Origin of the sequence: Enterococcus sp. AZ179, from assembly GCF_050498885.1 — a bacterium.
GTDB classification, from domain to species: Bacteria; Bacillota; Bacilli; order Lactobacillales; family Enterococcaceae; genus Enterococcus_D; species Enterococcus_D entomosocium.
In genome coordinates this window covers 2,824,146-2,849,325 of the sequence record NZ_JBMHEO010000001.1, presented here as the reverse complement: position 1 = coordinate 2,849,325, position 25,180 = coordinate 2,824,146, and the positions used below count along the sequence as shown (strand labels likewise).

Annotated in this window: 22 protein-coding genes and 1 pseudogene; 8 read left to right on the top strand and 15 right to left on the bottom strand. The window is 43.8% G+C overall.

The window, feature by feature from the left end; all coding sequences use genetic code 11:
* Positions 1-334: 334 nt before the first annotated feature.
* Positions 335-955, bottom strand: a complete 621-nt coding sequence (locus tag IGI88_RS13430; RefSeq protein WP_005225615.1) for a TetR/AcrR family transcriptional regulator — start codon at positions 953-955, stop codon at positions 335-337.
* 109 nt (positions 956-1,064) lie between these two features.
* Between IGI88_RS13430 and IGI88_RS13425 the strand changes: the two genes are divergently transcribed.
* Complete coding sequence (locus tag IGI88_RS13425; RefSeq protein WP_005234954.1) at positions 1,065-1,667, top strand: ECF transporter S component; 603 nt, start codon at positions 1,065-1,067, stop codon at positions 1,665-1,667.
* Between the two features lie 132 nt (positions 1,668-1,799).
* Here IGI88_RS13425 and IGI88_RS13420 read toward each other — a convergent pair whose 3' ends face one another.
* From IGI88_RS13420 to IGI88_RS13385, 8 genes are all read right to left on the bottom strand, one after another.
* Entirely contained in the window at positions 1,800-2,159 is a 360-nt protein-coding gene (locus tag IGI88_RS13420; protein ID WP_429960647.1) for a DUF1304 domain-containing protein, read from the bottom strand.
* A gap of 2 nt (positions 2,160-2,161) precedes the next feature.
* Entirely contained in the window at positions 2,162-2,449 is a 288-nt protein-coding gene (locus tag IGI88_RS13415) for a putative quinol monooxygenase (protein ID WP_086373138.1), read from the bottom strand.
* A gap of 14 nt (positions 2,450-2,463) precedes the next feature.
* On the bottom strand, positions 2,464-3,099 hold the full coding sequence (locus IGI88_RS13410) for a nitroreductase family protein (protein WP_008378805.1): 636 nt from the start codon (positions 3,097-3,099) through the stop codon (positions 2,464-2,466).
* A 14-nt stretch (positions 3,100-3,113) separates the two neighbouring features.
* Positions 3,114-3,521 (bottom strand): MarR family winged helix-turn-helix transcriptional regulator, encoded by a 408-nt coding sequence (locus IGI88_RS13405; protein WP_086373139.1) that lies wholly within the window; start codon positions 3,519-3,521, stop codon positions 3,114-3,116.
* A 209-nt stretch (positions 3,522-3,730) separates the two neighbouring features.
* Entirely contained in the window at positions 3,731-6,397 is a 2,667-nt protein-coding gene (locus IGI88_RS13400; protein ID WP_086296856.1) for a cation-translocating P-type ATPase, read from the bottom strand.
* A 771-nt stretch (positions 6,398-7,168) separates the two neighbouring features.
* Positions 7,169-8,086, bottom strand: a complete 918-nt coding sequence (locus IGI88_RS13395; protein WP_429960646.1) for a cation diffusion facilitator family transporter — start codon at positions 8,084-8,086, stop codon at positions 7,169-7,171.
* A gap of 176 nt (positions 8,087-8,262) precedes the next feature.
* Positions 8,263-9,390 carry an LCP family protein gene (locus IGI88_RS13390; protein ID WP_008378814.1) on the bottom strand — a complete coding sequence of 376 codons (1,128 nt, stop codon included), beginning with the start codon at positions 9,388-9,390 and terminating at the stop codon, positions 8,263-8,265.
* A 193-nt stretch (positions 9,391-9,583) separates the two neighbouring features.
* Positions 9,584-10,048, bottom strand: coding sequence for a VOC family protein (locus IGI88_RS13385; RefSeq protein ID WP_086373142.1), 465 nt, complete (start codon positions 10,046-10,048; stop codon positions 9,584-9,586).
* A 77-nt stretch (positions 10,049-10,125) separates the two neighbouring features.
* Between IGI88_RS13385 and IGI88_RS13380 the strand changes: the two genes are divergently transcribed.
* The 5 genes from IGI88_RS13380 (at position 10,126) to IGI88_RS13360 (ending at position 15,676) form a co-directional block, all read left to right on the top strand.
* Positions 10,126-11,058, top strand: a complete 933-nt coding sequence (locus IGI88_RS13380) for a WYL domain-containing protein (protein ID WP_218193188.1) — start codon at positions 10,126-10,128, stop codon at positions 11,056-11,058.
* Between the two features lie 73 nt (positions 11,059-11,131).
* Positions 11,132-11,491, top strand: a complete 360-nt coding sequence (locus IGI88_RS13375; RefSeq protein ID WP_429960645.1) for a hypothetical protein — start codon at positions 11,132-11,134, stop codon at positions 11,489-11,491.
* A 148-nt stretch (positions 11,492-11,639) separates the two neighbouring features.
* A complete protein-coding gene (locus tag IGI88_RS13370; protein WP_429960644.1) occupies positions 11,640-12,179 on the top strand; it encodes a GNAT family N-acetyltransferase in 540 nt (179 codons plus the stop codon).
* A 15-nt stretch (positions 12,180-12,194) separates the two neighbouring features.
* Positions 12,195-13,925, top strand: coding sequence for an ABC transporter ATP-binding protein (locus IGI88_RS13365; protein WP_194188374.1), 1,731 nt, complete (start codon positions 12,195-12,197; stop codon positions 13,923-13,925).
* The gene (locus IGI88_RS13360; protein WP_139960102.1) at positions 13,922-15,676 is read left to right on the top strand and encodes an ABC transporter ATP-binding protein; all 1,755 of its coding nucleotides are present in this window, start codon (positions 13,922-13,924) and stop codon (positions 15,674-15,676) included. Before IGI88_RS13365 ends, IGI88_RS13360 begins: the two co-directional genes overlap by 4 nt.
* Before the next feature lie 67 nt (positions 15,677-15,743).
* Here IGI88_RS13360 and IGI88_RS13355 read toward each other — a convergent pair whose 3' ends face one another.
* The 6 genes and pseudogenes from IGI88_RS13355 to IGI88_RS13330 form a co-directional block, all read right to left on the bottom strand.
* On the bottom strand, positions 15,744-16,016 hold the full coding sequence (locus tag IGI88_RS13355; RefSeq protein WP_016613524.1) for a GNAT family N-acetyltransferase: 273 nt from the start codon (positions 16,014-16,016) through the stop codon (positions 15,744-15,746).
* Complete coding sequence (locus IGI88_RS13350) at positions 16,004-16,282, bottom strand: (4Fe-4S)-binding protein (protein WP_008378829.1); 279 nt, start codon at positions 16,280-16,282, stop codon at positions 16,004-16,006. Before IGI88_RS13350 ends, IGI88_RS13355 begins: the two co-directional genes overlap by 13 nt.
* Positions 16,283-16,472: 190 nt before the next feature.
* Positions 16,473-18,665: an alpha-galactosidase gene (locus IGI88_RS13345; protein WP_429960643.1), complete on the bottom strand. Its 2,193-nt coding sequence runs from the start codon at positions 18,663-18,665 to the stop codon at positions 16,473-16,475.
* A gap of 40 nt (positions 18,666-18,705) precedes the next feature.
* Positions 18,706-19,521 (bottom strand): annotated as a pseudogene (locus IGI88_RS13340) (carbohydrate ABC transporter permease); the annotation flags it as partial.
* 2 nt (positions 19,522-19,523) lie between these two features.
* A complete protein-coding gene (locus IGI88_RS13335) occupies positions 19,524-20,399 on the bottom strand; it encodes a carbohydrate ABC transporter permease (RefSeq protein WP_005225588.1) in 876 nt (291 codons plus the stop codon).
* A 61-nt stretch (positions 20,400-20,460) separates the two neighbouring features.
* Positions 20,461-21,750 (bottom strand): ABC transporter substrate-binding protein, encoded by a 1,290-nt coding sequence (locus IGI88_RS13330; protein ID WP_005234924.1) that lies wholly within the window; start codon positions 21,748-21,750, stop codon positions 20,461-20,463.
* Between the two features lie 168 nt (positions 21,751-21,918).
* On the opposite strand from IGI88_RS13330, the gene IGI88_RS13325 reads away from it, so the two are divergent.
* Positions 21,919-23,442: a response regulator transcription factor gene (locus tag IGI88_RS13325; RefSeq protein WP_429960642.1), complete on the top strand. Its 1,524-nt coding sequence runs from the start codon at positions 21,919-21,921 to the stop codon at positions 23,440-23,442.
* Positions 23,439-25,142 (top strand): sensor histidine kinase, encoded by a 1,704-nt coding sequence (locus tag IGI88_RS13320; protein WP_429960641.1) that lies wholly within the window; start codon positions 23,439-23,441, stop codon positions 25,140-25,142. The genes IGI88_RS13325 and IGI88_RS13320 overlap by 4 nt, the downstream gene beginning before the upstream one ends.
* Positions 25,143-25,180: the final 38 nt, after the last annotated feature.

Genomic DNA, 25,180 nt, shown 5'->3' with positions numbered 1-25,180 from the left:
TCATTTATTTGACCATTTTAATTTTACCATAGTTCAGCAACAAACCCAATCCGTAAGCGATTTACATTTTAGTTACATAAATAAGCTCTGTTTTTTTATTACATGTTCCCCACTCCTATCCCACCGACACGCCGAGTGAATCCCTATGTATCAACTGTTCAAGAAAACTTCATAGAAAAAGTCCTTTTTCTTAAGAAAAAATAAATAATGTTGTAGATTTCACTTTTATTACATTAATTTTCTGCAAAATATGCTTGATTCACAAAGTTATAAACAGACGAAAAAAGCTCCTTCCTAGTGTTTTCTAGAAAAGAGCGAGGTTTTTTTGTCTGTGTTATTCACGATAAGGGAGTAGTTGTCTCATTACGGCGATTTGGTCATCAATGGTCTGTTCTGTGATGTGACCGGTCAGAGCCAAAATCCCTAATCCTTCAATCACGAACATATAGTTTTCTGCAATCACTGCCAAGTTTTCATCTTTTAATACACCTTGCTGAACGCCCACTTGAAAAATCTCATGGATCGTCCGTTTCGTCTCAGCGAGTTGAGCTTGCTGCAGTGAACTGGAGGCTTCGGTTTTATGCGTATAGTAATACTCATAGACGGCTCGCAGCATACCGTCAGAAATGCTGTGGAGTAGACGCTTGCGATGGTCGGAAAAATATTTGTTTAAAATCGTTTCAAAGGGTACTTGCTCCATGATCATCTCTCGTACATCATCAAATTTTCGTTTGGAACGCTGCTCTAACACTGCCAAAAAAATCTCATCCACCGAACGAAAGTACAAATAAATGCCGCCGCGACTAATGCCGCACTCTTCAATAATGTCCTTCATTGTCGCATCAATCAAACCTTTCTTACTAAAGACGACTTTGGCACTTTCAAGAATCAAATCACGCTTTTGTTGTTTTTTCTTTTCAGCTGTAGTCAATTCGCTCTGCTGCTTCTTCGCCATTTTTTTGGCTCCTTTCATCACATTATTAATGACACTCGTGTCATTTTGTTGTATAATCAACCTAACTTAAAAATGACACGAGTGTCATTATAAAAAAGGAGTTTTTACAATGAATACAAAAAGCAAAACCTATCGCCTTGTCATTCGTGCCATTTTGACTGCTATTATTATTTTACAGACGATGGTGCCTTTCCTTGGATTTATTCCGATCGGTATCACTAGTTTGACGATCATCCATATCACGGTAATCGTCGCTGCCATCGTTTTAGGGACAAAAGACGGGATGTTCATTGGCTTAGTCTGGGGCATTTTTACCATGATCCGTGCGTTTACCTCCCCGACAACGCCCTTGGACATTGCCGTTTTCACCAACCCAATCATCTCAGTGGTCCCCCGTGTGTTGGTTGGCTTAGTGGCTGGTCTCTTATTTACGATCATTTACAAAAAGACCAAAAAAGTCGTCGCTGCTTCGATTGTTGCAGCGATCTTTGGGACCATCACAAATACAGTTTTGGTCTTAACCCTAATGGGAACCTTATATACTGGGTTAGTTGCCAATACCTATGGTGTCGATGCTTCGGCTTTATTCGTGACCCTCGGTGGAATTGCTATAACGAATGGAATCTCTGAGGTGATCACAGCTGCGATCTTAACACCCATTCTAGTAAAAGCCTTATTTGCGGCAACCAGTTTACGTCCAGAAAATCGTTAGTCCCTTCTCTTATCCTATCATTTTTTTCACGTTCTGAGTACTCTTTGCCCAAACATTAAAAGCCCCCGATTTAAGAAAGCTTCTATTGTATAGAAAGGCTTTCTTAGATTAGGGGGCTTCTTCTTTTATTGGTTAAAAAAAGGTGGACAGCAAGGCAAGGATCGCTAGACCGCCTTGGGTCAAAATAATTTTCTTGTCGCTAGTCACACTGCCATATGCAGCTACTAAGATAATGTAGATCAGCGACAAGCGACTGATTTCCAATGGTGCTGAAGCAAAGGTAATACTATACAGTAACCCCAAACCAATGAGTCCATTGTAAACCCCTTGGTTTTTGAACAAGGTCACAACGATCGGTCGTTCAAGTTCTGCTTTCGTCACGTTGAAGACCCGCGCCGTTGCTTTGGACGTAGTGGCAAATGTTTCTAAATAGAGAATATAGAAAAACTCTAAGGCAACCAGTACAATCAAAATCGTCGATAAAATCGTCATCTTTATTCTCCTTGATGAGCGACAACGATCTCGCTCGGTTTGGCTGCAAAGTCAGGCATTTGTTGGAATAATTGTTGCAGCAGCGGGTTTTGATTGTGAGCGGTGATCGCTTCTTGATTCGCCCATTTTTCGACCATGACAAACCGATTGTTCTCTTCCAATGATTCATAGAGATGATAGCCGTGGCAGCCATCCTCAGTTCTTGCCGATGCTATTAATGGGGTAACAGCGGCTAAAAAATCTGCCCGCTTTTCTTCTTTGATGTAAAACGTTGCATTGATGATTTCCATCGTTTTCCCTCCTCTTATAGAAATGTCGTAATTTGTTCTGCGTCTAACCGAACGGATTCATAGCCTAATTCTTTGGCTTTTCCGACTGAAAGGATCATGACAGGAACATAACGTTCTTTGTCTAAGCCAAAAGCTTCTGCTAATTGATCTGCTTCAAAACCGCCGATTGGGTTGGTTTCATAGCCATGCGCCCGCGCAACTAACATAAATTGCATCGCTGCTAAACTAGCGTCGATCTTCACCACATCATTCATTTGTTCTTTTGTAAGATTTTCGTAATGAGGAATGATCGCTGCTAATTGTTGGTCACGTACTTCCGCTGGCATTTTGCCTTCTGCTACTGCTTTGTTATAAATTTCTTCTCCTAGTTCATGACAAAGCATATCGCCAAAAATCAAGACCATTGCAGAAGATGTATCATTTTGTCGGACGTTGAAACGAATCAACGGTTTCAATTTTGCTTTTTGCTCATCGCTTTCCACAACGACAAAGCGCCAAGGCTGCATATTGACTGAGGAAGGTGCTGTCGTTGACTCTTGGATCATGGTCAACATTTCTTCATGAGGGATTTTGTAGGTTTCATCATAGACACGGACCGATTTTCGGCCAAAGGTAATCTCTGAAAAATTGTTATTGCTGTATTCTGTCATGGGTTTGCCTTCTTTCATGGAACTAATTTCATAAGTAATGTTAGAAGCTGTGCTTCTTCTTCTTCGGTCAAATTGATGCCTAACGTCTCCTCAGAGCTGGCATGCTTTGAAGCACAACTAGCCAAATCGGCTTGTGCTTTCGGTGTCAAAGAAACAAAAATCTCGCGGTTATTGTCTTTGTTTCGTTCCCGTGTCACAAATTGTTTTTCTTCGAGAATCTTCAAATGCCGAGTGACCGCTGCACTATCGATCTTCAATTCATTCTGTACTTGGTTTTGGGTACAGCGTCCTTGCTCATTCAAAAACTGCAGCAACTGATAACGGGTCAGACTAAAGCCAGTCTCTTTTTCAAAGATCGCCGTTAATTCTTGATTCACGATTTTCATCCGATACAGCAATCCGCTTAGCTCACGTAAATTCATTGCATAAACCGCTCCTTTCATCATTGACTTGTCAACTGTTGACTAGTCAAGTATAAATCATTTTCTTTTGCTTGTAAAGAGTAAGCAAAAAAGACCCGCAGCTAGGCGAACTTCATCAAGGATCGAATCAAGAATCCTTTGGCGAAGTTGCGCCATTAGGCTGCGGGTCTTCGTTACTCCGGTATTGAGAAAATACTGGAGAATTTATTTTATTTTAATTGGAAGAGTTTCTTCAAGCCCATCACAATCAGTGTAGAGATCGCTGCAGCAGCGAAGATGATCCCCCACGTGCCGGCTTGAATTGGCATCGTGTCTAATAGCTCATTCATAAACGGTACATAGACTGCTGAAAGCTGCAAACCTACGGAAAGGAGCAATGCCCCCATCAACGGTTTGTTTTTCAAGAGAGTTTTGTCTAAGCCAAAACCGCTGCTCTTACGAACGTTGAAAATATGCATCAATTGCGCTACTGCCATAAAGGTAAAGGTCGCTGTTTGTGCATAAAGCAACTCGTGATCCGTCAACATCAAGAAATTGAAGAAGCCAAACGCCACCAAACCAATCACAACACCACTTAAAATGATGCGTCCTAAGAAGCGTTTGTTGACGAGGCCATCAGCTTTCGACCGTGGCTGACGTTTCATGATATCGTCTTCTGCTGGTTCAAAGGCTAACGCCATTGCTGGCGCAATATCGATGACTAGATTTAAGAAAAGGATATGCAGCGGTTGGATCGGCATTGGCATCAAGAAGATGACACTTAAAAAGATCGTCACGATCTCAACCATATTACATGAGAATAAGAAAGAAACATATTTTTTGATGTTGTCAAAAATGATGCGTCCTTCTTTGATGGCATCGACGATTGTTCCAAAACGGTCATCCGTTAAAATCATATCGGAAGATTCTTTGGCTACTTCTGTCCCACGAATCCCCATGGCGATCCCGATATCGGCGCCGTTGAGTGCCGGCGCATCGTTAACGCCATCGCCAGTCATAGAAACGATATCGCCTTCTTCACGCAAGGCTTCCACAAGTTGTAATTTATTTTTTGGAGAGACTCGAGCAAAGACAGCGACTTCTTCGATTTTTTCGTTAAAGCCTTCCTGCCCTGCCAATTCATCGATCTCGCGACCTGTCATGGTTTTTTCATGATCTTTTAAGCCAATTTCTTTGGCGATCATTGATGCGGTCTTCGGATGGTCCCCCGTGATCATCTTCACTCGGATCCCCGCTTCTTGGGCGACCTTCACTGCCTCTTTGACATCTGTTCGTGGCGGATCGACGATGCCCGCAAAGCCTTGGATCTTGATTTCCTGTAATGCTGCTTTCAGTTCTGCTTCGTCCGTCCCACCTTGATAATCCTTGATGCAACCGACAGCGATCACCCGCTGCCCATGACTGGCTAACGTGTCATTGTATTCATGAAGTTGTTCTTTTTCTGTGGCATCAGCATCAGCTAAATCAATTAAGACATCTGGTGCCCCTTTGATGATCAATGTCCGTTGCTCTCCTTCATACACGGTCACCATGTATTTGTTGTCGGAATCAAAGGGCATTTCTGCGATTTTCTTCAGCCCGCTGTCCTGCTCTTTTTGCCGATCGATGCCGATCTTTTGACCTAAAACGACAAACGCCCCATCCGTTGGATCACCGAGGATCTCGTATTGCCCTTCGTTTTCACGTAAAGTGGCGGTGGTACATAAAGCGCCATTTGCAACCATCCCTTGCAGTGCATCATGATTGGTTGCGTCGATCTCGGAATTATCATCCGAGTCTGCCTTATAGAATTTTCCGTTGGGTTCATACCCATTTCCTGTCACTTTGAACATTTCCCCAGAACCTAAAATAATCTCGGCAACCGTCATTTGGTTTTCTGTCAGCGTCCCCGTTTTATCACTGGCAATGATACTGGTGGCGCCAAGAGTCTCGACGGCAGATAACGATTTGACGAGTGCTTTGTGCTCGGCCATCGTCCGCATGCCTCGAGACAATGTGATTGTCGAAACGGCTGGCATTGCTTCAGGAATGGCTGCGACCGCTAAAATAATCGAAATATGGATCATTTCGACAAATGGCTGATTCGTCAAAATACCTGCGACCAAAACTGCCACCGCAGCAAAGAGCGCTGCAATAATGATTGCTTTTCCAAGCTTGTCCAATTCGATATCTAACGGCGTTTGACGCTTTTTGTCACCCGTCAGCATGTCACTGATTTTTCCGACCTCGGTCTTCATGCCGGTTTCTGTCACTACTGCATAGGCATTTCCCCGAGTTGCCGCAGTTCCTGCGAAAACGACATTGCGGCGATCGCCTAATGGAACATCTTCTTCATAAGTTTCTCGTGCATCTTTTTCAACAGCTTCTGACTCACCGGTCAGCGCTGATTCGATGCAGGCAAAGTTGCTCGTTTCAAGTAAGCGGGCATCTGCCGCAATAGCATCCCCTTCTTCCAAAACGAGAATATCGCCTGGAACGATCTTTGCCGACTCGATCTCCATTACTTCTCCATCACGAATCACTTTTGCGGTAGTGTAAATCATGCTTTGAAGTGAATCAATTGATTTTTGTGCTCGTAATTCTGTAATGAAACCGGTCATTACAGCAATCACCACGGCAATCAATACTGCAATTCCTTCAACCGTTTCCCCCATCGCAAAAGAGAGTAACGCAGCTGCTAGCAAGAGATAAACAATCAAGTTGTTCAAGTTATGCCACAGCAATTCCCATACAGAAAGGGATTCTTGTTGCTGGATCGTGTTTTCTCCGTATTTTTCTAAGCGTTTGTCGGCTTCTTTCCCGCTTAGGCCTTGCTTGCGGTCACTTTCAAAATGTTTCAAGGTCTCTTCAGTCTTTTGCTGGTAAAATTTTTCCATCAAATTCCTCCTTTTAATTGTAAACTTCTTGCCGAGGGTTTCCACGTTTCTGAAGGGATAAATCGGTACAGATACCTTGCACAGTCATTTTTTGATTTTTAATCGGTTCAGGCAATTGCTGATTGAAGGGAATATAACCAATAAGAAAAGCAAGCGCAGATTGACTGGCTGAGGGAAAAGGTATGTGTGATGAGCATCGATCATTTTGCGAGCAGTGAAGTAACTTTTTTTGGTAGTCGCAAGTGATCTTTCTATGTACGTACTTTGTGAAAAAACCATTCGGCCTATTTCTAACCTATCATGGATGAAGATGTTCGCAAAGGATTTTGCTTCACAAGTAAAGTAAAAAAACAGTCGTGACAAAATTAGCACCTCAGCTTTTGGTGTCGATTTGACAGCGTGCCAGTAATGGCAAACAGGCACTCGTTTCGGCGTTTTCTTAATAACCTGAGCTTTCGCTATGTTGTGATTTACAATGTTACAACTCTAGCAAAAAAATAACTTTAAAAAGAGAACGCTCATTGTCCTTACTTTATTTTAACAAAAAAACACAAACTTTTGAACAAAAAAACTGTTTACTGCTAAAAAAATAGATAAATCGCTGCATCTTTCCGCTTACAATCTAATTCCTGATCGTCAAAAAAGCCTAAAGTTAAAACAAGCCATTGATCCTTTGTGTTCATTCAACACGAGCTCACCACTACCCAAAACAAGCATTCCTGTGTTGAATTGTGAATCACCAACCGAAGAATGCTTCGTATTTATTCTACTTTATGAGGGAACTTCCTCACTCTCGATATAGCAATAGACCCTCAGTTCAGGCAAAGCCTGTTTTATTTGCTGCTCAATGGTATCAATAAACGTGCTTGGTTCTTCATCCGGCGCTAGTTTCAAGCTAAGGTCGGCGACGATCAAAAGTTCCTCTGGGCTTAGATGGAGGGTTCGTAAATCTTTGATTTGAATGATGGCAGGGTTGGCTAAAATTTGTTTGATCGCCATTAAATCTGATGCGGATGCCCCTTCGCCAATCAAAAGGCTATAAAATTCTTTGGCTAAAAAGACAGCAGCAGCTATCAACAACAATCCACCTAAAATGCCCCCGAGGGAATCAAATACCGGATTGCCTGTCAAAGCAGTCAATGAGATTCCTGCGATGGCGATCGTCACACTACCTAAGGCAAACAAATTTTCCGTGAAGCCTAAAAGCAGATCGGAATCGCGGCTTTCTTTTAAGAAACGGACGAGGGGCTGGTTTTGCTTGTTTTGTTCTTTGACTTCTTGCCATCCCTCTTGTACAGCCGTCACTTCAATGAACAAACTGACAAATAAGATCGCTGCCACCAGCTGGAGCTGTTCCACTTCGTGGGTTGGGTCCAGCAAATCGCGGCTGGCTTCAACAACCGCTAAAATCCCACCGCCTAAAAAAACTGTCATGGCAACTACGGTACTAAAAAAATAGGTCGCTCGTCCTTCACCAAACTGATGCAGTTCACTGCGTCCTCGCTGTGCTCGGTTTTCACCGATGGCTAGAAGTCCTTGATTGATGCAATCGATCAGACTATGGATACTTTCGTTCATCAAGACAGCACTGCCGCTAAAGAAGTAGCCGATGGCTTTCATGATCAACCCTAAGACGTGGGTCAGCAAAACGATTCTACGGGCTTTTTGTTCTTGCTGTTTTTCCATCATGGTTCCTCCCCCAGTGTATGACTTGCTGCAACAAGTTGTCTCTTTTCTTAAGAATAGCACTGCACTTCTGAGCTGCAAACGAAAGCGGCTTGAGAGACTGAACTTGTTTTCAATCGATTTTTAAAGGTCTGAGGGTATAAAAAAAGTCAGGAATGTTCCTGACTTTTTTCTCTTGATTAGTAGCCGGTTCCGTCATCAACGACATCCGAGCCGTATCCGTCACCAGTTCCTGCACCTGTCTCGTTTCCAACACCGGTTTGTGTTTCTGTATTGGCATCTGCTTGCGAATCTGCTGGTGCTTGACCTAAGGCTTTCAGCATATCATTACGGATTTCATTGTAAGAATAGTCTTGAATATATACGATCGATTGTCCATCATAAGATTCCCCATCGTACCATTCAAAGGTATGTTTTTGAATATCGAACCCAGACAACATATTGCCCGCTAAAGATACTAAGTCTTCAAACTTAAAGTTTGTATTCACATCTTCGCTGACAGAATCTAAAATTTCTTGGTACTTGGTGACATTATTGATTTTCAAAGCTTGGTGGATCGCTGCTTCAATAACTTCTTGCTGACGGTTTCCTCGATCCACATCAGTATCCATTTTCCGGATACGGGCAAAAATCAAGGCTTGTTCACCGTTCAACAATTGACGTCCTTCTGGAATCAACGTTTCTCCCGTGTTGTCTGAAGTATATTTCTTGTTGATGTCGTAAGGCACATCAACAGTGATTCCGCCAATCGCATCGATTATTTTTTCAAAACTTGTAAAATTGATGTTTACGTAATAGTCAATTGGCAATTGCAGGTAGTTTTGGACTGTTTCAATCGTTGCGTCTTCCTCACCAATCGTGAATGCACTATTGATCTTGGCTGTAGTAGCAATTGTCCCAGTTCCTGTTCCATCATAAATATTGGTCCAAATATCTCTAGGGAGACTAACCATATCGATTTTCTTGTTTTCGCCATCATATACCATGTAAATCAAACTGTCGGTACGGGCACTGTCCAAATGTTCTGTCTTTTCACGTTCCGCGTCATTATCGACACCCATCAGCAAGATCCCAAACTTTGAATTAACATCAGAAGCTTTCAATGAGTTGTCTTCTTTACTTTTATTGGAACTGATTACAGCGGATTCTTTAAACATTTTATCCACTGAATTTTTTGCTGCATAATACGTATAGCCGGCAAATAAAACGATGCCTGCAATGGCGAAAAGAAAGATTCCTCCAATAATCACGCGTTTGTTGCGCGCTTTGTGGGCTCTTTGCTGTTTATATCTCGTCTTTCTATCCATAGTGCCTCCTTCATTTCTCCTGAATTGCTCTCCCCGATTGTACCAGAATTTTTGCGATCCGCCTATTTTTTTAAGAAGTTTTATTCTTTTTCTGTGAAGTCCTTTAAACATTCCTTAAAAATAATTCTGATGATGAAAGAAAGCTGGATAATTAGTCAACTTCTATGGATATTTTATTAAAAAACGATTTTTTTCATTCACCCTTTTTTGATGGATCAACTTCTTTTTCGACAGTAAGCTGAATAATTACACCAAATGGATCGCGAACACTTGCATAAAAAAACGCAAACGGATTTTCACTAGGTGCCTGGATCACCTGACTGCCCTTTTCCACTAGTCGTTGATAAAGCTTTTGAGCTGTTTTGGTGTCGTCTATCGTCAAACTCAAGGATAAGTGATTCCCTGCTTGAATGGGCTCCCCTTCGATCAATGGATTGTCAGCCAGCTGCAACTGGAAATCTCCGATTTGTAGGATGGAATGAGAAAGATACTGTTCTTGACCTGCAAGAATCTCCAGTGTTGGATCAAGTTTTTCTTGATATTCTTGGTTGGTGATGGCGAATAAGAGGGTCGCGTCTAATGTTTCCTGATAAAAGTGGATGGCTTCTTGGGCTTTGCCGTCTAAGGTTAAAAATAAAGCGATTTTTGGTTCGATCATTTGTTGGTTCCTCCTTTTCTTGTTACCATAAGTGTAACTGTGAATATTGCCAAAACTTGGCACCATTGGAGAAAGAAATGAAAAAATCAGAACGTTTAACTCAGGAGCTATTGTATTTACAAGGAAAAACCACTTTTCATCTAGCTGATTTGATGAAAACCTTTGCGATTTCAAAACGCACAGCCGTCCGCGATGTCCAATCGTTGGAAGAGCTGGGATTGCCTCTCGTGGTAGAAACCGGTCGTTATGGCGGCTATCAGATCTTAAAAAATCAACTGACCCCCTTGTACTTTGACAAAAATGAACGTTATACCCTTTTCTTTGCTTTACAGCTCTTACAAAAATTATCCGATTCTCCTTTTGATCGGAGCTATCAAGGGCTGCGGCGAAAACTTTTGCAGTCTTTTTATCAAGGAGATACCGACTGGTTAGAAAAAATGGAGACGGCGGTTTCATTTCAAGGGGTGCCTCAATTGACGAGTGCACCGATCCTCTCAGCGCTTTTTTCAGCGATCGTACAAGAACAGGTCATCCAATTTACCTATCAGCGTTATCAAAAAACGAACAAGACCGTACAACCCTTTCAGCTGGATTTTCGTGCTGGTTACTGGTATTGTTTGGCCTTTGATTGTCAAAAGCAGGCCTTTCGCCGCTATCGCTGTGATACAATGCAGGGACTTGTTGTAACGACAACAAAGGGCTATCCCTTAGATCAGTTAGCCAGAAAACAGACGCAACAGCGAGTAATAACTCAAACATTGGCCTATCAGATCCGCTTGATACCGCAAGTGAAAGAACGAGTTATGCAAGAACGATATCCTGACATGAGAGTGACCGAACGCTCTAGTGAGCTTTGTTTGGATGGCTATATCAGCGAAAATGAGCTTGATTTTCTAGCTGACTTTCTCTTGCAATTTGGGCCAACCATCAAAGAAATCGAACCGTTAGCCCTCAAACAGGCGTATACTGAAAAAGTTCGGCGGATGCTGCAGCCATTTACAACTGACTAAGCGTCTTCACGCTGTTCGATGATGGTTGACACTCTGCCTAAAACGATTCTTACTTATAAGGAGTTTTCTACCCATGTTTCTTTTAAATAAAAAAACCTTCCAAGCGTTGGCAGCCCCCTATTTGACGGAAGGAGCTGTGATCGGCTATGCAAAATGGCAGTCCTTCAATGCCATCACCAGCCGTACCCTGCTCGTCTTAGATGATCAGCAATTGACGATTTTGGCATTGAATCTTTTCTCGACAAAAGTCCTGCAGCACAAAATCTTGCCGCTTGCTGAGCTAAAAAAACAGCACAAAGATCCTGTTGTAGGGATGCTCGTCCAGATTCGCTTTACTTATAAAGGGGAAACCTACCGTTTTCAAATGCAGCGAGTGATTTTGCCCTTGGGCGATTGGCAAAAAACCTTTCTTGCCCGCTGGCAGGCGTGGTAAGTAGGCAGCAACTGGCAAGTTCTGATTGTAAAAGAAGAATTTTCATGAAATTTACACTCTTTTACAAGAAAGTTGTTGTATTTTTCTGATAATGTTTTCGGCTATTTCGTTCTATGGTAAGATGTCCCTAAAGAAATGGAGGCTGTCTATGGTATGTATGGAAAGTGAACGGTTAACGATCCGTCCGTTTCAAGAAAGTGATTTTGCCGATACCTTTGCTATTTATCAGCAAGCGGAAGTTTGCCGTTTCTTACTTCATGAGCCTTGGCAGACAGAAACGGCAGCGGCGTCTTTTGCCAAAAAATGTCAACAGCACACCTTGACGGACCAAGCAGGTCTTTCTTTGGCGGTACTACACGATCAAACGGTCATCGGCGATTTGTCGGTGTGGTCTACTGGTCAGCCGTCTTCCGTTGAAATCGGCTATGCCTTCCATCCGTCATTTGGCGGACAAGGGTTTGCTCAAGAAGCCTTGAAAGAGTTGTTGGACTGGTTGTTTGCCAGTCAGAAGATCCATCGGGTCCAAGCGACGCTAGATGCCCGCAATCAGGCCTCAGCCAAGCTTTGCCAACGGATTGGATTGCGCCAAGAAGCACATTTTATCCAAGACTGGTGGAACAAGGGGGAATGGACCGATAGTTTGGTTTTTGCCTGTTTAGTCAGTGAATATCCTGCTCATCCGAAATAATTTAGGAGGTTTTTTATGATAAGCTTGTTACGCTACGCCAAGGATTATCGCAAACAGATTATTCTTGGTCCGTTTTTCAAATTTTTAGAAGCGGTGTTTGAATTGGTTCTGCCTTTGCAGATGGCCGCTTTAGTCGATGAGGGCCTACGGCAAAACAATTGGTCGAAGGTCGTTGAAATGACGATCTGGATGATCGTGATGTCCGTGGTGGGGATGATCTGTGCCGTCATCTGTCAGTATTATGCTTCCGTCGCTTCTCAAGGATTCGGGACAGAATTACGCAATCGCTTGATGAAAAAAATCAACACCCTTTCCCATAGCGAACTGAACTTATTCGGTACTGATACGTTGATTACTCGAATGACCAACGACATCAATCAGATGCAGATTGCTTTGGCGATGCTGATTCGGCTGGTGGTCCGGGCACCCTTCTTAAGTATCGGTTCCGTGATTATGGCCTTTGTCATTGATTGGCAAGCTGGCTTGATTTTCCTACTCGTTTTACCGCTCTTTTGTATCGTCTTATTCTGGATCATCGCCAAAACCGTGCCATTGTATAAGAAAGTTCAAGTCCATTTAGATGAGTTGAATGAGCTAGTTAGTCAAAATTTAAGCGGGATTCGGGTGATTCGTGCCTTTGCCCGCACAAAAACGGAAACGAAACGCTTTGATAAGGCAACTGATGATTTAAGTGAGGTCTATTTACGGGTGACAAATCTGTCTGCTTTATTGACGCCTGCCACCACCTTGATCATGAATGTCGGCATTATCGCGTTGTTTTATATCGGTGGATTCAAAGTCAATATAGGCAATTTGCAGCAAGGACAAGTGCTGGCACTGGTCAATTACATGAATCAAATGCTCTTAGCATTGATCGTGGTTTCCAACTTAGTGATCATCTTTACCCGTGCGGCAGCATCAGGTTCACGGATCAACGAAGTTTTAACCACTGAGCCGTCGATCGGCGATGAACTTTCAGAAGTCTTTATGGATCAGCCGAAAAACAACGTCGGAGCGATTCGCTTTGAACATGTTGATTTCCGCTTTTCAAAAGAATACGGATTAGCTTTGAAAAACATTGATTTCCAAGTCGCGCCAGGGTCTATTTTAGGTATCACTGGACCAACCGGGAGTGGGAAATCTGCCTTGACCCAATTGATTCCCCGCTTCTACGATGTAGCAGATGGCAAAGTGATCGTTGACGGTCACGATGTGCGGAAATGGCCTTTACAGCAATTACGCCAAAAAATCGCTATGGTGCCTCAAACCGCCGTGCTGTTTACGGGGACGATTCGGGAAAACTTGCAATGGGGAAAAAAAGAGGCCACTGATGAAGAATGCTGGCGCGCTTTAGAGATCGCTCAAAGCCGTGACTTCGTTGAAGCCTTGCCGCAGCAACTGGATACCCCGATTTTTGAAGGTGGCAAGAACTTTTCTGGGGGACAAAAACAACGGTTAACGATCGCCAGAGCGTTGATTGCTAAACCAGATATCTTGATTTTGGATGATTCCCTAAGCGCCCTTGACTATCAAACCGATCTTGATTTGCGGATGGCTTTAAAAGAAAGCATTCGTGGCACGGTCATCATTATCTCTCAACGGGTTCGCTCCATTCAAGATGCGCAGCAGATCTTAGTCTTAGACCAAGGGAATTTGGTAGGCAAAGGGACCCATGAAGAGCTGTTGGCATCTTCAAAAGAATACCAAGAAATCGTGGCATCACAGGCAGAGGAGGAAGAAGCATGAAAAAGAAATCATTCGATTGGTCGGCCTTTCGTCGCTACCTCCCTTATTTGACTGCCTATGCGAAGGAAACTTGGGCAGCAGTTGTCCTCGGGATCGCTGCTGGCGTCTCCTCGGTTTATATGACGTATCAGATTGGTCAAGCCGTCGATCAGCTGATAGGTGCTGATCAAGTGCAATTTAGCACTCTCTATCGTATTTTGCTTCTGTTTGCCGGAGTGGTTTTAGTGACTGTGGTCAGTCAATGGTTGATCCAGCGACTGGGTAACCGCGTGGCGTATTTATCTGTCGCCGATTTGCGCAAAAAAGGTTTTGCGCATCTCAATACATTGCCTTTGCGCTATTATGACCAAAACTCCCACGGCAACATCGTCAGTCGTTTTACCAATGACATGGATAATATTTCCATTGCCGTCGCTGCAGTCTTCAACCAGCTGTTTTCTGGTATTTCGGTCGTCTTGATCGCCTTAGTCGTCATGCTGCAAATGAGTGTGCCCTTAACGTTGGTCGTATTGGTTTCGACCCCGATCATCTTTTTGGTCAACTGGATCGTGGCACGAACGTCACAATCGCATTTTGCTCGGCAACAAGAAATCGTCGGCGAAATTTCTGGCTTTGTTACGGAAATGATCGGCAATCAAAAAATCGTCAAAGCCTTTGATCGAGAAACCATCAACCAAAACCGTTTTGAAACGATCAACCAAGAATTGAATGTCCGGGGGCAAAAGGCACAGTTTTCTTCTTCTTTGACCAATCCCCTTTCACGATTCGTCGATCATTTGGCGTATCTGTCAGTCGGCTTTGTCGGCGGTCTGCTTTACTTTTCTGGTACAGGTGCTGTCACGGTTGGGATGATTTCCAGCTTTACGATCTACTCCAGTCAGTTTTCGAAACCATTCATTGAATTGTCAGGAATTACGACCCAGATCCAAACGGCATTGGCTGGACTTTCAAGAACCTTTGAGCTGTTGGATCAAGAGCCAGAAACAGCCGATGATCAAGAATCTCAATCACTGGGAGAGATCAAAGGCGAGATTGCCTTTGAGGAGGTGTCTTTTGCTTATGATCCTGGTCAAAAATTGATCGAAGATTTCACTTTTACTGCAAAACCTGGAGAAACCGTCGCAATCGTCGGAAAAACCGGTGCCGGTAAATCGACGTTGGTCAATTTGTTGATGCGTTTCTATGATGTCGATAAAGGCGCGATCAAGATCGATGGCACCGATATTCGTCAGTTGAAACGAGAAGAATTACGGCAAAGCTTCGGAATGGTCTTGCAAGATACATGGCTCTTTGATGCCTCTTTACGAGAAAACTTGCAATACGGAAATGACACTGCCACAGATGAAGAAATCTATGATGCCCTAAAGCATGCCTATATGTATGAATATGTGATGCGCTTACCAGAAACACTAGATACACCGATCGGTCATCAAGGCATCAAGATCTCTGACGGACAACGACAGCTATTGACGATTGCCCGCACGATGATCAGTAACCCACCCATGCTGATTTTGGATGAAGCAACCAGTTCGGTTGATACTCTGACTGAGAAAAAAATCCAAGATGCCTTTTTGAAAATGATGGAAGGCAAAACCAGCTTTGTGATCGCCCATCGGTTATCAACGATTCGAGCAGCAGACAAGATCCTTGTAATGGATGCCGGTCAAATCGTGGAGCAAGGAACTCATGAAGAATTACTGGCAGAACAAGGCTATTACTATCGCCTGTACCATGCTCAATTCCAACATTGATCAGTCATACCAAAAACCCCCATCAGCTCAAGAAGGTACCTGCTTGAGCTGATGGGGGTCTTTTTATTTATTGGTTCCAAACATCGGCATATTCTGGTTTGCGTTCAAATTCTTTTTTGGCAAAGGGACACAAAGGAATGATTTTCTTTTGTTCTTTGCGGGCTTTTTCCACCCCTTTTGCCACTAATTTTTCGGCCAGACCTTGGCCCCGATAAGCGGGATCGACAAAGGTATGGTCAATGATCAAGCGCGTTTCGCCCGCTTCCGACCACGTCATTTCACCAATTTCTTTGTCACCGTCTTTTAACACAAATCGAGCATTTTCTTCTAAGATTTCCATGATTGTTCCTCCTTTAACACATACTTTAATGCACCGCTTGGACAGGTATGGATCACTTGTGCCGCTTGGGCTGCTTCCCCATTATCAGGAATCACCCAGGGACGCCGTCCAACTTCAAAAATGGCGGGATTGCCCCGCACACAATTACCGCTGTGGGTGCAGATCTCTTTGTTGTAATAAATATCGATCGCTTCACCACGATACTTCCGATATCCTGCAGCAATCAACCCTTCTTCTGTTTCATTCGCTAGTGGCTGTTCGTCCATGTTGAACACCCTCCTCTTACTGATTGTCAGAAGCAAACTGCCTGCCTCCTCCTTCATCATACGACTTCTCGAGAAAAAAATAAATCATTTGTTCTAAAATAGCCTCTCAGTTGCCGATCATTAGCCAAAAGCTTACGGCAGCAAAATAAAGCGTCCCGTCAAAACATGCTGCTTTGACGGGACGCTTTTTTCATTCGTGGGGCACTTTTGCAACAAAATGAAACCGCTTCGTGGCGTAATCCCCGGCTAAATGAGGATCGATATACAACCCGAGTTGCATCAATTCATCGCCACCGAAGCTCTCTCCCCCGCTTTGATAGGTGAGGTCAGGATCAAGACCAGCCAGCTTTAAAGTAACCAATGGTGCAGAGGCTTCAGCTAAGACTCGGAAGTAAAAGACGATCGCTTCTTTTTTATCCTGAGAAACATACAGCCAGGCGGCGTCATTGCCTTCATAAGGGCTGAGCAGTCGAACAAAGCGGCCCAACTGCAGCAGGCGCCGATGTTTTTTATAAAAAGTGATTTGTTCTTTGATTTGCGTTTTTTCTTCTTCTGTCAGCTGTGTTAAATCAAGCTCATAGCCTAGCAAGCCGGACATCGCAGCATTGCCGCGAATCGCTAGATCCGTTGCCCGTTGGGTCTGATGGTTCGGGATCGCTGAGACATGCGCCCCCATGGTGGATGGCGGATAGACCAGACTGGTACCGTACTGGATCTTCAAGCGGGCGATGGCGTCGGTGTTGTCGCTGGTCCAAATCTGCGGCATATAATACAAGAAACCGGCATCAAAACGCCCGCCACCGCCAGAACAGCCTTCAAACAGGATCGTCGGATAGGCAGTGGTCAGTTTCTCGAGGAACTCGTACAAGCCCAGCAGATAGCGATGCGCGACCTCCCCTTGCTGGGCAGGATCGAGGAGCAAGGAATAGACATCCGACAGACTGCGGTTCATGTCCCATTTGATATAGTCGATGGCAACCGTATCAAACAGTTGGGATAATTGCTGATAGAGATGGTCTCTGACATCTTGTCGAGAAAAGTCCAACACATACTGACTGCGGCTAAGCGCTGGCTTGCGATTTGGTACTTGTAACAGCCAATCAGGGTGCTGTCGGTTTAGTTCACTGTCACCAGAAATCATTTCTGGTTCCAGCCAAAGCCCGAATTGCAGTCCTTTGTCATGGACTTTTTGGGCAAATCCTGCCAAGCCAGAAGCTAGCTTGCCTTCGTTTTCAAACCAATCGCCTAATGAGGTTTGGTCATCTTCTCGCTGACCAAACCAGCCGTCATCCAAAACAAACAGTTCGATTCCCAGCTCCTTCGCTTCATCAACGAGGGCATCCAGTTTTTCTTCATTGAAATCAAAGTACGTTGCTTCCCAGTTATTGATCAGGATCGGCCGTTCTTGCTTTTTGTATTTGCCCCGAATCAAATGCTCATCATAAAAGTCATGATAGGTGGCTGACAGCTGGTTCAAGCCAGCCTCACTATAAGCAATCACTGCTTCTGGGGCTTGAAAGCTTTCAGTTGGCGGCAATTGCCAGGCAAATTGATGGCTGTTGATCCCCATGATCACACGAGTCTGATGGTAAGGATCTTTTTCGATGATAATTTCATGGTTGCCACTATACAGCAAACTAAAACCAAAACACTCCCCAGCAAACTCCGTAGCATTAGGTTCCAGTATGACGGCAAAGGGATTTTGCTGATGGCTACTGGAACCACGCTTGCTGTCCAAACGCTTGATGCCGCGATTGATTGGTTCTCGGGTGACTTGGCGTTCTTTCGCCCATGCCCCCGGCAAGTGGATCAAATCAAAGGGACGGTTAGGAAAATCGAGCGCTTGACTCGCCAGCTGCTCGATCGTAACAGGCTGGTTTCCGTGGTTGATTACTTTACTTGAGCGGACGATCACTGCCGCATCCTCGAAAATCGTGTAAAACAGCTGCAGTTCGAGTCCCGTCACATCATCTTTTAAGGACAGAATCAGTGTTTCGATCCCGTCGTCGGCACCATGGGTCTGAGGCAATCCTGCTAGGGCGGGTTTGCCTTGTTGAATCTGGTAATCACTAAAGACAAAATGGCTGACTCGGCTACCGTTAGACTGGCGAATCCTATAAGCTGCTTCTCGAAAATCTCCGAAGCCGTTGCCAGGAAATTCCATCATCAAGGTGTCTAATGAGAAAAGTCGGTCGCTGCTGTCTGGGGGATTGGGCGAAAAGGACCGATCAAGACGTGGATAACGATAGCCGCCAGAATAATGAGCGATTTTTTTTCCAAAATAAAGGTGTGCCACATTGCCCCCTTCTTCTATTTGTATGAGATAGCTGATTTGATCGTTGCTTAAATGAAAGACGTTTAATTGTTTGTCAAAAAGAATCATATCGTACCCTCTACTTTATAATTGTTCGCTGATACTCCGTTTATTTCACGGATCCCAGCATACCTTGGACAAATTGTTTTTGTAAAACGAAGAAAATGATGGCCGTTGGCAGTGTGGCGATCACAATGCCGCACATCATCATGCCATAATCAGGTGTATAAGAAGCACCCATAGCCGAAAGAACCAGTGGAACGGTCCGTTTGTCTGGTGATTGCAAGGCAACTAATGGCCACAAATAATTGTTCCAGCTGCCCATAAACGTAATGATCGCGGCAGCTGCATAAGTATTTTTAGCCGTCGGCATGTAGACTCTAAAGAAAATACTCAGTTCATTCAAGCCATCGATCCGAGCAGCTTCGACTAATTCTCTAGGGAATGCCTTGATGTTTTGGCGGAAAAAGAAAATCAAAAAGGCGGTACAGACCGAGGGCAAAATCACGACAGCGAAGGTATTGATCCCGATTGGTGTGCCGCTAAGCTTGCTGAACATCCGATAGAGCGGGATCATTAGCGCGGCAAAAGGCACCATCATCGACAGCAATAGAATATTAAAGATACGGTCTTTGGTTTTCGTCCGATAGATCTCAAAGCCATACCCTGCCATGGAGGAGAACAACAGTGCAAAGAAGGTCGTAATCACGGCAATCACCGCTGAGTTTCCTAATGCCCGAGTAAAATTCAAATCGGAAGAAAAAAGATTTTGGAAGTTGATGACCAACTGAGCCCCAATCATGATTTTCCCGGCAACGATATCAAAGGTTTGATTGGTCATCCCTAGGATCATCCAAACAAATGGAAAAATAGAGATGAAAGCCAAAATCGCCAGAAAGACGTATTTTAAAGTGAGTGAGATTGTTTTCAATTTTCTTTTCCTCCTATTTTCGTTTGGATGATCGATAAAATCACGATCGCGATCACAATGACAAAGGAGACCGCAGCGGCATACCCAAAGTTTGGCGTGAATTTGTAACTCAAATTGTAGATATATTGTGACAAGGTCGTCGTGGCATTGGCTGGTCCACCGCCAGTGATATTTTGAACTTCATCGAATAATTGCAGCGTACCGATCGTTGAAGTGATCGTGGTAAATAGGATGATTGGACGCAAGTTGGGAATCGTGATTTTGAAGAATTGATCCCATTTTGAAGCGCCATCGATCTCTGCCGCTTCATAAATACTTGGATCGATATTCTGCATGCCTGAGATGAAAAAGATCATATTGTAGCCGGTCCAACGCCACGTGATGGCAAAAATAATCAGTACTTTTGCCCAAAAAGGATCTGTCAACCATTGGATCGGCGCATCGATCAGGTGTAGCTGCGTCAAAAAGTTATTGACTAACCCGTTTGCCGAAAAGAGACTTTTCATGATCAAGGAATAAGAAACCAAGGATGTGATACATGGTAAAAACAAGGCGGTGCGGAACAGCCCTTTAAATTTCAATTTTTTGTCATTCAATATGTTCGATACGATCAGCGCCAAAAAGAGCATGATCGGAACTTGGACTAATAAGTATAAAAACGTATTGCCAAAGGCTTTTTTAAAAGTTGAGTCGCTCAACATCCGCTGATAGTTGCCAAGACCGTTAAAGGTCATCGCTGTCGGTGGTCCTGATTGGAATGACGTGAACAATGCCGAGACCATCGGGATAAAGACCAGCATCGTGATCAAAATGACGGGTAAGGTAATAAAGGCATTGCCGTTTGCAAACCAATTTTTTGTTTTGTTTTTCATTGTAATTCCCCCTTAACACAGAAACTCGCGATCGCTCACGAGTTTCTGCAAAGTTGTTCGATTAGTTTGCAATTTGTGCTTCCACTTGTGATTGTGCTTCTTCTAATACTTTATCGATGTCTTCGCCGTTGATCACTCGTTGCAAGCTTTCAGTCAAGACAGATTCAATGGCATAGGTGTGATTGCCGTAGTTCACGGCTGGAATTTCTTGTGACCATTGAGAGAAATCTTGGAAGACTTTTTGACCGCCATAGAAATCAAGCCCCGACGTATATTCTTCCGTTTCTTCTGCAGCATTCATGGTTGAAACCAAACCGATCTCGGTAGCTAGTGTACCCATCAATTCTTTGTTTGAAGCAAAGGTATTGGCTAAAAAGTCTTTGGCATTTTCTTCGCCGTCAACCCCTTTGATCACGTACCAGCCTGCTCCGCCGATGCTGGAAGCATTGACTGAATTGCTATCGCCAGCGATGGATGGGATCGGAGCGATCGCCCATTTGCCGCTTTGATCTTCAGCGCCTTGAATTGTGCTAGAATACCACGCACCGGTTGGCGCAGACGCAACATTCCCCGATTGAACAGCATTGACCCCGCCATCCCAATCGGAAACTTGTTCAACTAAGCCTTCATTCAACAATGTTGCCAAGACAGTTAGACCGGCTTTGAAGGATTCATTGTCTTTGATGGTCACGGTGGAGCCATCTTCACCGGTATACCATTCGCCTGCCGATTGCATAATGATTCGTGCCAAGCCAAGATCGCTTGGGTCTAACGACATCATAGCGTGACCCGTTTTTTCTTTGACATCTTTGGCAATGCTGATAAAATCATCCCAGGTAATATCTTGGAGATCCGCTTGCTCATAGCCTGCATCGGTCAAATAATCTGTGCGGTAAAATAGTCCTGCGACGCCACTGTCAAATGGCACCCCATAAATGACATCGTCGACTTTATTGACCGCAAATTTATAGCTGGAGAAATCCTCCTCATTCACGATATCCGTTAGATCACTAAACGCATCTGGATAAGAAGAAAGGTACCCTTGGATGCGGTAGTCTTCGATCAAGACGATATTTGGCAGTCCGTCCGTATTTCCTGATGCCAGACTAGTATTTAATTTTTGGACGATATCATCTTGCGACATCGTCACAACTTCCACATCGACATCTTGATTTTCATACACTTTTTTGGCTTCATTGACTGCCTTGATGTTGAAGGTCTCATCCCATGCCCAGACCGTGACTTTGTTTGAGGACTCGCCGGAATCCCCAGAGCTTGTGTTGCTGTTTCCGCAAGCCGCCAAAGTCAGCACTGCAGCCGCCGTTACCATCGATGCAAGTAGTTTTTTCATTTTTATCCCTCTTTCCTTTTATTTACAAGGCTAACTATACACTGATTTTGTAACCGTATTCAACGATTATGAAAGAGCTTACTAAATTTGTCCAAAAATAGAAAAAAGTTACAATACCTTTCTTTTTTGAAAGCGTTTATAATAAAGAAGAGATATAGGGGGGATACCATGACTATTTTACGCACGGTCTTAGTCGTTGATGATGAGGCAACGATCCGAGATGGATTGAAACATATGATACGTTGGGAGCAAGAAGGGTTCCGTCTCTTAGGCGATGCAGCGAACGGGCAAGAAGCATTGGCGCTGATCCATGAGCTAAATCCCGACATCGTGATTACGGATTTGAAAATGCCACAAATGGACGGCCTTCAACTCACAACGATCATTCAACAACAATATCCAGAAGTCCATTTTTTGGTCTTGAGCAGCTACGATGATTTCCAATATGTCAGTCAATCTTTTAGAAATGGTGCCGTAGATTATCTTTTAAAACCGACACTGACACCGACACTCTTGTTGAAGACGCTACACAACATCACACAAAAGCTGTCACATACAAAAGGCTCCGTGACTGAGGAAACGCAGCTGCAAGAATCGTTGAATCGCTATTTAGCAGGGTATGAAGAACCGTTGGCTCCTTTAGCGGACTCTCTTGCATTGGGTCAGCCGCAACAGCAAGCCCAAATTTTGACCACCAATTTTAGCGGCTTTCGTGCCAATGATCAGCTGCTACATGCGTTGACAGAATTTACTCAATCACAACCGCAGGTAAAGACGCTCTTTTTTCAAACCAGTAATAAAGATGCCGGCTTAGTGATCAGTTATCCAGAAGGAACGAATGTTTATTCCGCTTTGAAAGAAACGTTGGAACAATTGCGTTTTACCGAGCCGGATGCCTTCTTTACTCTCAGTGTGCCCTTTCGAAAGATTGAACAGTTACGGGATCATTTTGTGACCCTTAAAGCCAAAAGCCAAGGACAATCGTTTTTTTATAAACGCCAACGGTTGGTGCCAGAACAAGAACTCTTTTTGTACATTGAAAGTGATCGCTTTGATACGAAGAAGTTCTTACGGGCTTTGTTAGACAACAACTTTTTATTAGGAATCACCAGAATTGAGGAATATTTTAATGACATGATCTTATCCAATGTCGATCCGACATTTTTAAAACAGCAGGCCAGCAGTATTTTTTACACGTTACTGTCCCGCTTGGAAGAAGAATTTCCCACTGCTCCCCGCTTTAGCCGCTTAAAAGCCGAATTTTTGCATGCCATCGGTCACGTGCAGTATTTGGAAGATTTTTCTGATTTGTTGTTGGCGACCATTGATGATATTCGTCAACAGCTGACGACCTTATCACCGCTGGATGAAGATGATCTACTCGTTGCGATCCAGCGCTTCATTCAAGACAACTACACTAAAAGTCTGTCTTTGTCTGAACTGGCTGAAACCTTTCATTTTAGTTACACCTATCTTTCGGCTTTTCTTTCTGCGAAACTGAAAATGAGCTTTTCTGAGTATGTAAAGAAAACCCGCTTGGATAAAGCCAAAGAACTACTGACACAATCTGATCTGAATCTATCTGAAATCAGTGAAGCGGTCGGGTATTCGGATATCAGCTATTTTTCTCGCATCTTTAAGAAAGAATGCCAAGTCACCCCATCGAAGTATCGGCGGTTGAATCAATTATGAAAATCAACCAATGGATTCAGAAAAATGAATTATTCAGTCGGATCTTCCTCTTTGTTGTCGTCGGGGTCATTAGTGTTTGTCTGCTAACCGTCGTCGTGATCTATGGTCGCTCGAAAGATGCCTATGTTGCTTCGTACCAGAGTTCCAATCAGCTGCTACTGGAAAAAATCCAAGAAGATTATGAGCGTCTGAACGAGAATATCCATCGAATTTTTGATATCGTCGATGAAAGCAAAGCCGTTGAAACATACTTAGAAGGCGACATGAATCAAGGCCGTACGATTTTAGAATTAAACGAGCAATTAAAAGACACGCGCTCTTTGTTTCAAGACATCCCCTCGAATTTGGTGTTGATTGGGGTCAACGGGGGCACTTTCTTTCAAAACGATGCGGTTCGCAATCAATCAGTAGATGATTTTCTCGCCAGTGCCTTTATCCAGCAGATCAATGACAATGACGCCATCAGTCAATATTATTTCTTGGACCAAGGCTTAAGTACCTCCACCAGCGACTCCCCTGGCTTGATGTACGTGCGCAAATTAATGAAAGAAGAAACGATTTTCGGCTATGCCCTGATTTTCTTAAAAGAATCCGATTTTTCTTCGATCTATCGTCAACTCTTAGATACCAGTCTCCACTCGATCTATATCGTCAATGAACAAAATCAAATTCTTTCCACTTCTGATCCGAGCCTTTTAGGCCAGCCGTTTGAAGATCGCCTCGTCACGGTCAAAAGAGATACTAGCATCAATCAGCTGCCCCTTTATTCGTATCATTTTACTTTTTACGATGTTTTGGATGAATCGCATCTAGTACGCAATATGAATCTGATCAAGCCAGCTCTTTTGATTTCTGTCGTCAGTATTTTACTTTTTAGTCTGCTGGCATTTTGGATCATCCGCAACATCACCCAACCGATTTATCAGCTGATTGCCAAGCTGCCTGCGGTCACACAAGGCGATTTCAGCGACAAGGTTACCATCAACGGGACATACGAAACGCGAGAATTGGGGCGTGCGTATAACTTGATGCTAGAGGACTTGGAATCTTATGTCGATCATTTAATGGTTACAGAAGCCGAAAAACGCAAGTTCGAGATCCGCTCGTTGCAAATGCAGATCCAACCGCATTTTGTCTACAACACATTGACTGCCATCAAGTTTTTGATCTGGCAAAACGAACAAGAAGCCGCCACCCAAGCGATTGAAAGCTTTGTCCAATTGTTGCGGCACACCTTTAACCGCAAAGAGATCGTCCCCTTAAAGGATGAGCTAGCGATCGTGGAAGAATACCTCGTTTTAATGAACGTACGTTACGGCAATCGCATCCAGTCAACGATTTTTTCAGAAGATGGCTGCGAAGATATTCTCGTACCGAAGATGATTTTGCAACCGATTATCGAAAATGGCTACCTGCATGCCTTTCCCGAAGAGGATTCAGGATTGATCCAGATTTTTTCTCGTGTCAGTAAGGAAGGCCTGAAAATTGAGATCATCGATACGGGCATCGGGTTCAATGAAGAGCACCCAACCAGCTCCGCGAACCACTTTGAACACTATTCGGGTATTGGCTTAGACAATATTGATCAGCGTATCAAGCTGCTCTATGGGGAGAAATATGGATTGACTGTAGAATCACGCATCAACGAAGGAACCACCGTTCGCTTGCTGCTGCCGATCCAGCGGGAGGAAGCAGAATAATTTCTTTCGTTAAATAAGAAAAACGCCAACAGAACCAG